Annotated in this window: 13 protein-coding genes; 6 read left to right on the forward strand and 7 right to left on the reverse strand. The window is 46.3% G+C overall.

From position 1 onward, the window contains the following. Positions 1-43: 43 nt before the first annotated feature. Both ACMVP2_RS15230 and ACMVP2_RS15235 read left to right on the forward strand, forming a co-directional pair. Positions 44-421: a BlaI/MecI/CopY family transcriptional regulator gene (locus ACMVP2_RS15230; RefSeq protein WP_416864139.1), complete on the forward strand. Its 378-nt coding sequence runs from the start codon at positions 44-46 to the stop codon at positions 419-421. Beyond that, positions 414-1,733: a TonB family protein gene (locus tag ACMVP2_RS15235; RefSeq protein WP_416864140.1), complete on the forward strand. Its 1,320-nt coding sequence runs from the start codon at positions 414-416 to the stop codon at positions 1,731-1,733. Before ACMVP2_RS15230 ends, ACMVP2_RS15235 begins: the two co-directional genes overlap by 8 nt. Before the next feature lie 161 nt (positions 1,734-1,894). Here the strand turns inward: ACMVP2_RS15235 and ACMVP2_RS15240 are convergent, their stop codons facing one another. Next, positions 1,895-3,106, reverse strand: a complete 1,212-nt coding sequence (locus tag ACMVP2_RS15240; RefSeq protein ID WP_416864141.1) for an intradiol ring-cleavage dioxygenase — start codon at positions 3,104-3,106, stop codon at positions 1,895-1,897. Positions 3,107-3,184: 78 nt separating this feature from the next. Then, positions 3,185-3,997 carry a LytTR family DNA-binding domain-containing protein gene (locus ACMVP2_RS15245; protein ID WP_339815046.1) on the reverse strand — a complete coding sequence of 271 codons (813 nt, stop codon included), beginning with the start codon at positions 3,995-3,997 and terminating at the stop codon, positions 3,185-3,187. 180 nt (positions 3,998-4,177) lie between these two features. On the opposite strand from ACMVP2_RS15245, the gene ACMVP2_RS15250 reads away from it, so the two are divergent. After that, the gene (locus tag ACMVP2_RS15250) at positions 4,178-7,057 is read left to right on the forward strand and encodes a PVC-type heme-binding CxxCH protein (protein WP_416864142.1); all 2,880 of its coding nucleotides are present in this window, start codon (positions 4,178-4,180) and stop codon (positions 7,055-7,057) included. 44 nt (positions 7,058-7,101) lie between these two features. On the opposite strand, the gene ACMVP2_RS15255 is transcribed toward ACMVP2_RS15250, so the two are convergent. Both ACMVP2_RS15255 and ACMVP2_RS15260 read right to left on the reverse strand, forming a co-directional pair. Further along, positions 7,102-7,446 carry a DUF86 domain-containing protein gene (locus ACMVP2_RS15255; RefSeq protein ID WP_416864143.1) on the reverse strand — a complete coding sequence of 115 codons (345 nt, stop codon included), beginning with the start codon at positions 7,444-7,446 and terminating at the stop codon, positions 7,102-7,104. After that, the gene (locus tag ACMVP2_RS15260; protein ID WP_339786610.1) at positions 7,446-7,760 is read right to left on the reverse strand and encodes a nucleotidyltransferase family protein; all 315 of its coding nucleotides are present in this window, start codon (positions 7,758-7,760) and stop codon (positions 7,446-7,448) included. The genes ACMVP2_RS15255 and ACMVP2_RS15260 overlap by 1 nt, the downstream gene beginning before the upstream one ends. A gap of 203 nt (positions 7,761-7,963) precedes the next feature. On the opposite strand from ACMVP2_RS15260, the gene ACMVP2_RS15265 reads away from it, so the two are divergent. Continuing rightward, complete coding sequence (locus tag ACMVP2_RS15265; RefSeq protein ID WP_416864144.1) at positions 7,964-8,920, forward strand: 3-keto-disaccharide hydrolase; 957 nt, start codon at positions 7,964-7,966, stop codon at positions 8,918-8,920. A gap of 70 nt (positions 8,921-8,990) precedes the next feature. On the opposite strand, the gene ACMVP2_RS15270 is transcribed toward ACMVP2_RS15265, so the two are convergent. The 3 genes from ACMVP2_RS15270 to mce are packed head-to-tail and all read right to left on the reverse strand — an operon-like array spanning position 8,991 to position 11,018. Then, positions 8,991-9,542: a Uma2 family endonuclease gene (locus ACMVP2_RS15270; protein WP_416864145.1), complete on the reverse strand. Its 552-nt coding sequence runs from the start codon at positions 9,540-9,542 to the stop codon at positions 8,991-8,993. Between the two features lie 37 nt (positions 9,543-9,579). Continuing rightward, entirely contained in the window at positions 9,580-10,614 is a 1,035-nt protein-coding gene (gene thiL / locus ACMVP2_RS15275) for a thiamine-phosphate kinase (protein ID WP_339786602.1), read from the reverse strand. A gap of 2 nt (positions 10,615-10,616) precedes the next feature. After that, positions 10,617-11,018 carry a methylmalonyl-CoA epimerase gene (mce, locus tag ACMVP2_RS15280; RefSeq protein WP_317489779.1) on the reverse strand — a complete coding sequence of 134 codons (402 nt, stop codon included), beginning with the start codon at positions 11,016-11,018 and terminating at the stop codon, positions 10,617-10,619. Positions 11,019-11,173: 155 nt separating this feature from the next. Between mce and ACMVP2_RS15285 the strand changes: the two genes are divergently transcribed. Both ACMVP2_RS15285 and ACMVP2_RS15290 read left to right on the forward strand, forming a co-directional pair. Then, positions 11,174-11,584: a hypothetical protein gene (locus ACMVP2_RS15285; RefSeq protein WP_151997263.1), complete on the forward strand. Its 411-nt coding sequence runs from the start codon at positions 11,174-11,176 to the stop codon at positions 11,582-11,584. A gap of 4 nt (positions 11,585-11,588) precedes the next feature. Next, positions 11,589-11,918, forward strand: coding sequence for a HesB/IscA family protein (locus tag ACMVP2_RS15290; RefSeq protein WP_151997262.1), 330 nt, complete (start codon positions 11,589-11,591; stop codon positions 11,916-11,918). The last annotated feature ends 17 nt before the right edge of the window (positions 11,919-11,935 follow it).

Here is an 11,935-nt window from a genome sequence, read left to right on the forward strand (position 1 = left end):
ACTAAACTATTCGTTTTACATTTGAATATACGTATAGAACATTATGAAAGAACTGACCAAAGCCGAAGAACAAATCATGCAAATCCTATGGAAGCTTGACAAGGGGTTTGTGAACGAAGTGCTTGAAGAAATGCCCGAACCTAAACCTGCCTACAACACGGTGTCTACCATTATCAGGATACTGGTAAAGAAGGGTTTTGTTGGCTACAAAGCATTTGGCAAAACGCACCAGTATTTCCCCAAAGTGGGTAAGGATGAATACAAGAGCTTCTTCCTTCAAAACTTTATGGGCAATTATTTCAACGGATCGTTTCAGAAGCTCGTCTCCTTCTTCGCCAATGAAAACAAGCTGGATGTAAAGGACATGGAGGAGCTGATGAAGTATGTAGAAAAAGACATTAAAGATAAAGACGATGACTAACCTACTCCTATTTCTTTTCCAATCGGTAGCCTGTAGCCTGGTTTTCTATGCTATCTACTACCTGGTGCTGCGCAACGAGTCGTGCTATGCTTTCAATAGGTACTACCTGCTGTCCTCTGTACTTTTCTCTGTTATTTTCCCATTGGTCAAGGTGGATTTGCCATGGGCTTTGAGCAGGGAAGTAACGGCTGTGATTACACTTCCGGAAATGGTTGTGGATCCTTATGCTAACTATTACAGTGGCGTTTCGTGGCTGGAAGTTGTTTATGCTGTTGGTATCGTTTTTTTCGTTGCCAAGTTGGTGTTGAAAGTAATTTCAGTGGCGAAGCTGATCACCTCAGCCGAGAAGGAAACACATCACGACTATGTTTTGGTCAGAACCAAGGGCAAGCTGCCCACCTTTAGCTTTATGCATTACCTGTTTTGGGACGATACCCAGGAACTTGGAGAAAGGGAACAACAGCAAATATTGAAGCATGAGCTGGCACATATCCGCAGGAAGCATTCGGGGGATATTCTTTTCATCGAAATAGCTCACGCTATCATGTGGTTCAATCCAATAGTTTATGCTATCAAGCATGCACTTGTAATGACTCATGAGTTTGAAGCTGACGACAAGGCTACCGAGGGCAGGGACATAGAGGCTTATCAAAAACTTTTGGCCAGGCAGGTACTCAACCAGTATGGGTTGGAGCTAGGCAGCCATTTCAATCAATCGCAAACACTAAAACGATTACGTATGCTTACAAACAAAAACAACAATGTGTACTGGGGTAAATTTGTGCTACCGGTAATGGCCATGGTCATGGTCTTCGGGGTAGTGAGCTGTGAACTTCCTGGCATAGAAGAAGACCAAATCAATATTCAGGCTGCGGCCGTTTCGCATTCCGGTGGAGAAGATGTCTTTGTCAAGGTCGACGAAATGCCATCCCCTCCCGGTGGGATGCAAGCTTTTTACACCTATGTTGCCAGAGAACTTAGATATCCGCAACAAGCAAGGCGGTTGGGAGTTGAAGGGAGGGTTTTCGTGCAGTTCGTTGTCGAAGAGGACGGGTCGATATCCAACATCCAAACCATCAAGGGCATAGGGGCAGGTTGCGATCTGGAGTCTGAAACGGTGATAGCTGGTTCGCCGAAATGGAACGCTGGAAGACATGGAGGACGAGCGGTGAAGACAAGAATGATTTTGCCGATCAGCTTTAAGCTGGCTCACCCTGAAGGGGAGGAGAGAGTAGTAGGTGATCTCGATATTAAAGTCACTGAGGAACCGAATTTGAATGAGGTAGTGATGGTGTCTTATCCAAGTAAGTAAGCTCCGTAGCTTTATCGGATTCACCTCCTCACAAAAGGAGTTTAGAACGTAAGTTTGTTTCCGGAGAACCAGCTTTTTGAAGCAGGTTCTCGGTGTTTGTAAGCATCAAAAATCCTCTGCCATCATTGGCAGAGGATTTTTTGTTACTGCATACTCAACGACTAATTGTGCGCTGGTTCGGGCAAGTCGAAATACTCACCTTTTGTTTTGTCAAGAGTTGTTGAGATAAGGCTGAAGTTTTCAGCCGATGCTTCAAGGCCGACAAACTTGGCCTGGATAGCTCGCTGTCTGTAAACAATGAATGTGTTTGCTACGTTCGGGTTGATGCTGTTAAGGTTTACTTCAGTAGCCTTGTCGGTCAGCGAGGGAACGAATGTAACAGCGATATTTTTCAAATTAAGTTCTCTTCCGATACTCTCCAATTCCTTTTGCCTTGCTTCTTTGCTGTAGGCTGCTTCGTTTCCATACACGAAATAGACCTTTAAATACTTGCCTCGTTCCACACTTTCCTGCTCCAGAAAGGTCAGCCACTTTCTTATATCATCCCAATCAGGCTTGTTGCCCACGAAGTACAGAATGCCATGATAACGTCCATACTTACAAACGGGGCACGTCCTGGTTCCCTTGTCAGGCCCCCAGGCATGAAAAGGTGTAAACGAGGGGCTGTCTTCACCGATCATCAGCCCGGACGCTTCCGCTGGCTGCTCATTGGTTGGGTAGTTGGGAATATTGCGACCAAGAATAATATTATGTTCAGCAACCTGTAGGTCTTTGTCAAGTAGCACCCGGAGCACGCCACTCCCGCCCCTGTTTTCCATTTCCTTTCTTTTGGCACCTGTTAGCAATGGATCATCGTCGAAAACAAATGCATCAATATAATATTCGTCGCCGATTGCAGGCTCCTTGATCGAGGTGTGGATGTGGGCTGGCTCGTCTCTCTCCGGATAGGGGGCGGGCCGCACAGTGTAGATCGAATACCTGCCGGCCTCGTCTGTCTTCACCCAGCCCCGGATACGTCCATGTCTCCTTGCTTCTGCGGGCATGTCCTCAACCGGAGCGTAAAAACCTTGATTGTCCGTTTGCCAATAGTAGATAACAACCCCGGCAGCAGGAGTGATGCCATCAACTTTAAAGACTTTGCCGGTGACGAGCAGCTTTTGCCCTTCCTCGAACCAGCCAGCACTGGTGTCGGATGCGTCGATGGATGCTGGCATACCAACGAACATAAGCTCGCACCCGTCGCACCCACCTCCTACAATGGCTTTTTTAGCAATTTGTTTCTGACCGCTAACGTTGGGCTGACCCTGGCAGCTGAACAACCCCATTGTGAGGGTTGTCGCTATTAGTACCTGGCAAAAAGTTTTATTTTTCATAGCCACAATTTCATGTGCCTTTTCCGGGAAACAAACCTGAATACGTTAACCTGATGACTTTTTGATTCAACCCGTGGACTATTTGAATTGACTCTTGAACGATGTCGAGTAATTTCTACTCATTCGTACTACCTCACCATTCTTCAGCGTGATATCGTAATCACCATTCAGGCGTGATTGGTAAGACTCAACTTCTTTTATATTGACAATGGTGGACTTGTGAATTCGGACAAATTGCCCCGGATTGAGCTGGTCACCAAGCGCTTTTAGCGTTTCGGAATGAAGAAACTTCCGTGTGGCTGTGTGTAGTGCGATGTAGGGGCTTGCGCTGCTGATGTAAAAAATATCATTCACATTTACTGCTGTTGTTTTTGCGCCACTGCCTACCATCACAACGGATAAATAGCGATTTTCCGATGGCACTTTTGGCTTCTCTCCATCCAGGCGACTGAACACCAGCGTTGAAATGCCATAGATGAGAAGGCACAGGTAGGTATCCTCAGAAAATGAATATTTGAGCAGGTTGATAAACGAATAAGAATGATTCAGGAAAATGGAATATGCTGTTGAGATGATGAATGCAAAAGACACAAGGTGTACCAGGGTGGCCAGGATGGTCAGGACTGCGAGAAAAGCTAATTTGACCTTTCTGGAAAATCTGTTAGAAAATTTTCCGATAACGTAGCCTTGTAGAACGGAGACCGGAAAGAAAACGAACCAAAAGCCTTTATGAAGGATGGACTCCGAGAAGTAAAAGTGGTAGTCATTTATATAAGCATGAAGGTAATCCTGTATGAGCCTGAGGAGCACCGCAAATACCATCAGCAGCCCTGCGACCTTCACTATTTTCCAGCGCTGTGAAGCCCAAAAATCACCCTCTGATGATGCCATATCAAAAATCACCGTTTTCAACATTCGGAGTAAGGTAAAAATAAAATGGCAGACGTTCGCCTAAATTGGAGAACCAAGTGCCTCAAAGTGAACTTTCCTGTTCAAAAAAAATGCTTTCGCTCTGCTGGCACTTTTATTTAGTAAGAAAGCGATCTATCTTATGTTTCAACACTTTTGGCGATGAACACCTACAAACTGCTTCCAGCCGTCCTTTCGGTCATTTTCTTTTCCTGCACCGATACCCGTAAAGCGGAAGAGCCCTACACGCCCCTCACTTTCGAAACCAAATTTGATGGACAGCTATTCCTGCCAGAAGGCTGGGAGTCTACCTTGTGGGCAGAATCGCCGCAGTTTTATAATCCCACCAATATGGATGTTGACGCCAGAGGTCGTATTTGGGTGACAGAGGCGGTGAACTATAGAAACTTCAATAATGACCCGGAATCGCACCTTCACTTTGAAGAGGGCGACAGGGTGGTTATCCTTGAGGACACCGACGACGACGGGAAGGCTGATAAAACCAAGGTTTTTGTGCAGGACAAAGACCTGGTGGCTCCGCTAGGCATTGCTGTGATAGGTAACAAAGTGATTGTTTCCTGCGCACCCAACATCATTGTGTATACAGATGAGGATGGCGACGACAAGCCAGATAAAAAGGAAATCTTTCTTACAGGCTTTGGTGGATTGGACCACGATCACAGCCTGCATTCCGTTGTCGCTGGCCCGGATGGTAGTTGGTATTTCAATACCGGGAATGCCGGACCTCACCATGTGACCGACAAGACTGGTTGGGCGCTTCGGTCGGGCAGCATCTACACAGGAGGCACACCCTACAACAAAGAAAATAAGCCAGCTCAGGTAAGTGACGACGGCAAGGTGTGGGTAGGCGGTTTGGCGCTGCGAATTGGCCCCGACGGCAAAGGGCTGGAGGTACTGGCCCATAATTTCAGAAACTCCTACGAGTTGGCGGTCGATTCTTATGGCAATATGTGGCAGAACGACAACGATGATGAGGTAGTGGCCTGCAGGGTAAGCTGGGTGATGGAGGGCAGTAATGCCGGCTACTTCAGCGCCGACGGCAGCCGGACATGGAAAGCAGACCGAAGACCAGACCAGGAGATTTTTACAGCCCACTGGCATCAGGAAGACCCTGGAGTCCTTCCCGTGGGTGACCGGACAGGAGCAGGTGCGCCAACTGGCGTGGTGATGTACGAAGGCGATGCGTTTGGAGACACGTTCCGGGGCATGTTCCTGAGTGCTGATGCAGGCAGGAACGAAGTTTTCGCATACCAGCCCAAGCCAGCAGGTGCGGGCTATGCTTTCGACAGAAAAGATCTGATCTCTTCCATCGGCACCTCAACCGAAGATTACGTGTGGAATGACGTAGGGCCTGACGAAACAAAGCTATTCCGCCCCAGCGATGTGGCAATAGGTACCGACGGAGCCATTTATGTTGCTGATTGGTATGACCGCATTGTTGGAGGTCATCAGATGACAGACGAAAAAGGCTATGGCAGAATTTACCGGATAGCCCCCAAGGGAAAAAAACTTACCAAGCCAGTGTATGATTTGACCACTACCGCTGGCCAAATTGAAGTATTGAAAAGCCCAGCCATCAATGTGCGAAATCAGGGATTTGTCAAACTAGTGGAGCAGGGCGAATCGGTATTGCCGGAAGTGAAGCAACTTCTTAGCGACAGTAACCCATTCATTCAAGCGAGGGCTGTTTGGCTGATGACCCAATTGGGTGACCAGGGCGTGGGTGAGGTTGAGAATATTTTGGCCACGCATCCATCCCCACAGATTCGTGTGGCAGCCTACAGAGCACTGAAGAAAGATGAAAGCAAAGCCATGTCCTACGCAAAGGTTGCCCTCGATGACCCTTCTGCCGCAGTTTTGAGAGAGGTGGCCATTCCTATGCGAGACATGCCATGGGATAAGGCTCAGGAAATTCTGGTGCCGCTTGCAAGTCGATACGACGGAATGGATGCCTATTATTTGGAGGCATTGGGTATTGGAGCGCTTGGCAAAGAAGCCGACTTGTACATGACCTTGCTTGAGAGTCAAAATCCAGTCGCAGCCAACTGGTCGCCTGATTTTGCTAATATAGCCTGGAGGTTGCATCCTGATGTGGCGGCAACTGCCTTTGCTGAAAGGGCGTTGGCACCTGAGCTTGCTGATGATCAAAGATCGAAAGCACTGGTGGCATTGAGCTACATCAACACTATTGAAGCGGTCAATCTCATGGCTGATCTGGCGGGGTCACAGCCGAAGAAAGTGGCTGAACAGGCAGAATGGCTGCTCAATTTCCGAAAGTCCAATAGTTGGTTTTCATTGGTGAATTGGGACGAACTGGAGAAAGAAATACTGCCTGCGCAAAGCCAGGCAATGCTTGACCAGAAGGCAATAGTTCTTACTGAAGAAAAAACTTTGGACGAAAAAAAGGCGGCCGTCCGCTTGCTTGCCGGAGATGCTGAAGGCGGAAAAATCCTCATTGCCCTTGCATCGGCCGCCAAACTCACAACGCCTTTGATGGTGGAGGCTGGCAAAACAATATTCAGCAACCCTGACCAGTCGGTGAGAACGATGGCCGGGAAATATTTCAAAGAATTAGCTACTTCTGAAATTTCATATGAGCGGATAACTGCATTAAGAGGAGTTGTTTCAAGAGGGAGGGAGCTTTTTGTGCAGAAATGTACCACCTGCCACAAAGTAGGAAGTACTGGCATGGAGGTTGGTCCCGACTTGAGTAAGATAGGGTCAAAATTTGATCAAAGCGGCTTGCTCAATGCTATTTTGGAACCCAGCGCAGCCCTGGCTTTCGGCTATACGATGGTGGAAGTGAAAACCAAAGACGACAATTCGTATTTCGGATTTTTGGTGTCGGAAGGAGAAACGACCGTGCTGAGAGACGTAGCAGGCAAGCAGACTGTTATTGACTCGAAAGAGGTGGTCTCCAAAAAGCCTATGGCTACCAGTATTATGCCCAGCGGCCAGGCTTTGGGATTGAATGAGCAAGACCTGGCTGATCTGACCAGCTATTTATTAGCATTGAAGTAAAATTTGGGCAGCCTATGGGAATTGAGTGTTTGGTATTCTTTCTCTCATCCTTTCTCTATTTTCACAATCTCTTTGATTTTTTTCTCCAGATCAGGTACCAAATTTTCAACTAAAGCCCAAACAGCCCTCAGATCTACTCCAATATAATCATGAATTAATTTATCCCGCATCCCGGCAATTTTCTTCCATTCAACATCAGGGTATTTCGCCCTTATGCCCAAATCAATTTGCTTGGTGGCCTCACCAATTACTTCAAAATTTCTAATCACGGCATCCTGAACCAAAGGGTTCTTTAAAAATAGTTCTTCATTTAGATCCGTAGTATACGATTTAACCTTTGCAAGGGCATCTAAGATATGCTCAAGATAAATGAGTGAATTTTTGGCCATCACAGGATTCTTATCAAATCTTGTTCTATATATGGTTTTAATTTCTCGTTGAGGGATTTGACAGTAATAAGGTCTACTTTTACCCCCAGAACTTCAGACAATTCTTGCTCTAACCCAATTAACTGAAGCAAATCGACCGTCTTATCAAAGTCGATGAGGATATCTATATCGCTTTTAGGAATTTGTTCATTTCGTGCGTAAGAGCCAAAAATACCAAGCAGGGTAGGATTATACTTACCCGTTATTTCTTTAATAATTCGTTTTTGGTTGGCAGTTATCACTTCCCAATTTAAAGAATTTTCTGTCGCTATCAATGGATTACTCGGTATGCCGAAATTGTTTTGGCGCTGACATTTATACTCAAGCCAACTTTGCTGACCGATTTTTACAGGCAGTACGTTTCTGATCTATTGTTGTTTCTATGATCCTTCACAACTGCCCTTCTTTGTTTGATTTCTTCTCTGCCATCAATAACTTCGACACTCTACAGCTACAACTTTCTAAAACATAATTCGCCATGAATACGCTATTGAAATTTACTTTATCGCTATTGAGCTTTGTGCTCTTCGTAGCTATTGATACTGTCTACGCCCAGGAAGCCAATCCGCTTGAAGGAAGATGGAACCTTACGATCACCAAAGACGGGGCGGAGCTTCCTTCCTGGTTAGAGATTCAGCATTCAGGTTATCACACGCTGGTGGGCAGGTTTTGTTATGCTTCCGGGAGCGCCCGGCCAATTGCTGAAGTGAAGGCAAAGGACGGGAAGTTCAACTTTGCTATTCCCGTGCAATGGGAGCCGGGAGAAGGAGACATGGCCTTTGAAGGTCAATTGACAGGCGATCAACTGAAAGGCACCATGCGGTTTACCGATGGGAAGAAATATAGCTGGGTGGGGACGAGAGCACCAAAGCTGGCTTACGTGGACAATCCAGAGTGGGGTGAGCCCATTACTTTGTTCAATGGTCGTGACCTGAGTGGATGGCGTGCAATGGGAGAAAACCAGTGGAAGGTGGTGTCTGGAGTACTGACAAGTGAAAAATCAGGTGCCAACCTGGTGTCAGACCAAAAATTCAACGATTTTAAACTGCATCTCGAGTTTCGTTACCCAAAAGGAAGCAACAGCGGCGTTTATCTACGTGGCCGCTACGAGGTTCAGATAGTTGACAGCAAAGGAATGGAGCCGTCGAGTGGCTTGTTGGGTGGCATTTATGGGCTTATCACTCCCAATGAAATGGTGGCAAAGGACGCAGGCGTGTGGCAGTCGTACGATATCACGTTAATAGGCAGGAGGGTGACAGTAGTGCTCAATGGCAAAACAATTATCAGCGACCAAGCCATTGCCGGCATGACCGGGGGCGCTCTTGATAACAACGAGGCTGACCCAGGCCCGCTAATGTTTCAGGGAGATCATGGAGCTATTGAATTCAGAAACATCATTATTACTCCCAGGGTGGAAGGAAAAAAGTCAGAATAAGCTCACTAAATTTGGTTGGTTATAAAAAGGCCGTTTCTCAAATCAGGGAAACGGCCTTTTTATTCTTACTTCAGAATAAATCCTTCAGGTTAAAATTCAACTCATTGAGTACAGATGAAGTAACTACACCTTCCCCTGCCAGGTAAAGCGTGGGCTTTACCCAGTCTGCCGAATAGTAAATCTCCAGTGTTTGGTTGGCGGGATCAACAATCCAATATTCCAGAACCCCAAATTTCTGATAGGCGTTCTTTTTCTCGTACCTGTCTGTATAGCTATTGGAAGGTGATATAACTTCGACTAAAAGCTCAGGTGGCCCTTCAATACCCCGCTCTGTCACATAGGCAATCTGCCTCTTTGAGAGGAAAATAAGATCAGGTTGAAAAACGTTTCTATTGTCAATATAAAGATCGAGCGGCGAGAATAAGACCAAGCCATCGACCTTCTTGCCGTAAGCCTTAATGACATCATTAAGGTTGCTCAACACAATTTGATGTAAAGGGGCAGGTGATGGGCTTATGATCAGTTCTCCATTGATTAATTGGCATGGAGTATTGGTCTCCCCTAAAAGGAGATAATCATCGACAGTCCAATCTTTCGTTTTATCAATCTTTGCTGTTTCCATAATCAATAGCACCTAGGATACAAAACGATGCAAACATCTAAAAGTGCTTCCAGCCTTGTGCTTTCAGCTCAACTGCGTTGCTATTTTTAGTAATCAAATGCCTGCCCTCTTTGGCGTCCGTCATGTAGCCAATGAAGTGGATGTCCATGTGGTTTTTCAGCTTTTCGAAATCCTCCTGACTAATGGTGAACAAAAGCTCGTAGTCCTCCCCACCATTTAGAGCGCAGGTAATGGGGTCGAGCTGGAATTCTACGGCTGTGTTATAGGTCAGCGTGTCGATAGGCAGTTTGTCCTCATAAATTTTTGCGCCCAGCCCCGATTGCTTGCAGAGGTGAAAAAGTTCCGACGCTAGCCCATCTGAAATGTCGATCATTGAAGTGGGCACGATATTCAGCTCTCTCAATTCATGAATAATGTCCATGCGTGCTTCCGGCTTAAGCTGGCGCTTGACGATGTAATCGTAGGGGCCAAGGTTAGGCTGCATATCCGGATTGGCTTTGAAAACCTGTTTTTCCCGCTCCAGCACCTGCAGGCCAATATAAGCACCTGCCAGGTCGCCTGTGGTGCATACTATGTCGCCCTTTTTGGCGCCGCTTCTCAGGCTTACCTTTTCCGGGTCGGCTTCTCCAATTGCCGTAACAGAAATTACTAGTCCCGATGCCGACGACGTGGTGTCTCCGCCTACCAAATCAACTTTGTAGTTTTCACATGCCATCCTGATGCCTTCATAAAGCGCATCGATGGCCTCAAGCGAAAACCTGTTGCTTAGCCCAATGTTGACGGTGATCTGCGTGGGAATACCATTCATAGCCGCAATGTCCGACACATTTACCGCCACCGCCTTATAGCCAAGGTGCTGCAAAGGCATGTACGAAAGGTCAAAATGGATGCCTTCCATCAGCATGTCAGTAGACACAAGCATCACTTTGTCACCCGTTTTGACGATAGCTGCATCGTCGCCAATCCCCTTCAAGGTTGATGCATTGTTATTTTTGAACCGATCGCTGATCCTGTCGATAAGGCCAAACTCGCCTAGCTCCCCTAGTTCTGTTCTTTTGGGTTGTTCACTCATGATTATCTTATTTCCTGGCAAAGCTCCACCAACACACCGTTTGTTCCTTTTGGGTGTACAAAGCACACCAACTTGTTGTCAGCGCCTTTTTTTGGTTCTTCATTCAATAGCACAAACCCTTCTTTTCGAAGGCGCTCCATCTCGGTTTTTATGTCATTCACTTCAAAAGCTACGTGGTGAATGCCTTCTCCTCGTTTTTCTATGAACTTTGAAATAGGGCTCAGGTCGTTAGTGCCTTCAAGCAGTTCTATTTTGGTGCTCCCTACCTTGAAGAACGAGGTCATTACACCTTCGGAGGCCACTTCTTCGCTCTTATACGGAGCAACACCCAAAAGCTTTTCGTAAACAGCGTTCCCCTCACTGAGGTTTTTTACAGCAATTCCAATATGTTCTACGTTGGTCATTCAGGTGGAGGGTTGTTTGAAACCGATGGCCGATTGATTACTTTTGCAAAGTTGAAGAAACTTTTCTTCTTACGGAAAAGTTTCTAGTAATGCTGATTTATAGATCACTTGCTATAAAAATGCGTTAGGAGCTAGTATCAAACATTGTTGTTTGGATGGAAATAAGAACCGATGTGCATGCCGATGCCGCCAGGGTACAAAATGAAATAAAGACCTACCTTGGCCTCAAAAGCAGCGAGTTGATTTTTGAGTATACTACGTTGGAGGGAGGTAAGGCCAAACTGGATCTTATTACCGTCAACCCCCGACACAATCAGTCGTTTCTGTTTCGCACAGAGATTGGGCTTGACAAAGTAGAGGCTCTCATCAAAATGCTCGACTACGTGAAGAGCTATCGGGAAAAGGAGTACAGCTACACCATTCAGTGGGTTTCCAAGGAAATGCGTGAGCTTCAAACTTCTTACTTCCGGGCCAAAAACATGTATGATGCGCTTGACAAATTGTATTACGGACGAGATGTGAACACAATGACAGTTTACAGTTGCGTTTTGAACCCAATGACTTAAAATTATGAACATAGGTATCACTGACATAGCCAAAAATAAGATTGTTGAATTCCGTGAAAAGGAAGGACACACTAACGACCACAACATCCGTGTGGCAGTGCAGGGTGGTGGCTGCTCGGGTTTGATGTACAACCTGGAGTTTGACTCAGAGTTGAAACCAACTGATGAAATCTTCGAGGACAAGGGAGTTAAAATTCTTGTCGACAAGCGCAGCCTGCTTTATTTGATAGGCACCACGCTTGACTTCAGCGACGGTTTAAATGGCAAGGGATTCCACTTTGTGAACCCCAATGCGACCCGCACTTGTGGTTGCGGGGAGAGTTTCGCTGTTTAGCCCTTTGATTCTGGAAC

Origin of the sequence: Imperialibacter sp. (assembly GCF_048007035.1) — a bacterium.
Lineage (GTDB): Bacteria > Bacteroidota > Bacteroidia > Cytophagales > Cyclobacteriaceae > Imperialibacter.

What these genes read in the sequence shown, in the direction of transcription:
- ACMVP2_RS15285 (WP_151997263.1), top strand. Translation starts at nt 11,174, where the DNA reads ATGGAAATAAGAACCGATGTGCATGCCGATGCCGCCAGGGTACAAAAT.
- ACMVP2_RS15245 (WP_339815046.1), bottom strand. Translation starts at nt 3,997, where the DNA reads ATGGCATCATCAGAGGGTGATTTTTGGGCTTCACAGCGCTGGAAAATA.
- thiL (WP_339786602.1), bottom strand. Translation starts at nt 10,614, where the DNA reads ATGAGTGAACAACCCAAAAGAACAGAACTAGGGGAGCTAGGCGAGTTT.
- ACMVP2_RS15240 (WP_416864141.1), bottom strand. Translation starts at nt 3,106, where the DNA reads ATGAAAAATAAAACTTTTTGCCAGGTACTAATAGCGACAACCCTCACA.
- ACMVP2_RS15255 (WP_416864143.1), bottom strand. Translation starts at nt 7,446, where the DNA reads ATGGCCAAAAATTCACTCATTTATCTTGAGCATATCTTAGATGCCCTT.
- ACMVP2_RS15235 (WP_416864140.1), top strand. Translation starts at nt 414, where the DNA reads ATGACTAACCTACTCCTATTTCTTTTCCAATCGGTAGCCTGTAGCCTG.
- ACMVP2_RS15290 (WP_151997262.1), top strand. Translation starts at nt 11,589, where the DNA reads ATGAACATAGGTATCACTGACATAGCCAAAAATAAGATTGTTGAATTC.
- ACMVP2_RS15270 (WP_416864145.1), bottom strand. Translation starts at nt 9,542, where the DNA reads ATGGAAACAGCAAAGATTGATAAAACGAAAGATTGGACTGTCGATGAT.
- ACMVP2_RS15230 (WP_416864139.1), top strand. Translation starts at nt 44, where the DNA reads ATGAAAGAACTGACCAAAGCCGAAGAACAAATCATGCAAATCCTATGG.
- ACMVP2_RS15265 (WP_416864144.1), top strand. Translation starts at nt 7,964, where the DNA reads ATGAATACGCTATTGAAATTTACTTTATCGCTATTGAGCTTTGTGCTC.
- ACMVP2_RS15250 (WP_416864142.1), top strand. Translation starts at nt 4,178, where the DNA reads ATGAACACCTACAAACTGCTTCCAGCCGTCCTTTCGGTCATTTTCTTT.
- mce (WP_317489779.1), bottom strand. Translation starts at nt 11,018, where the DNA reads ATGACCAACGTAGAACATATTGGAATTGCTGTAAAAAACCTCAGTGAG.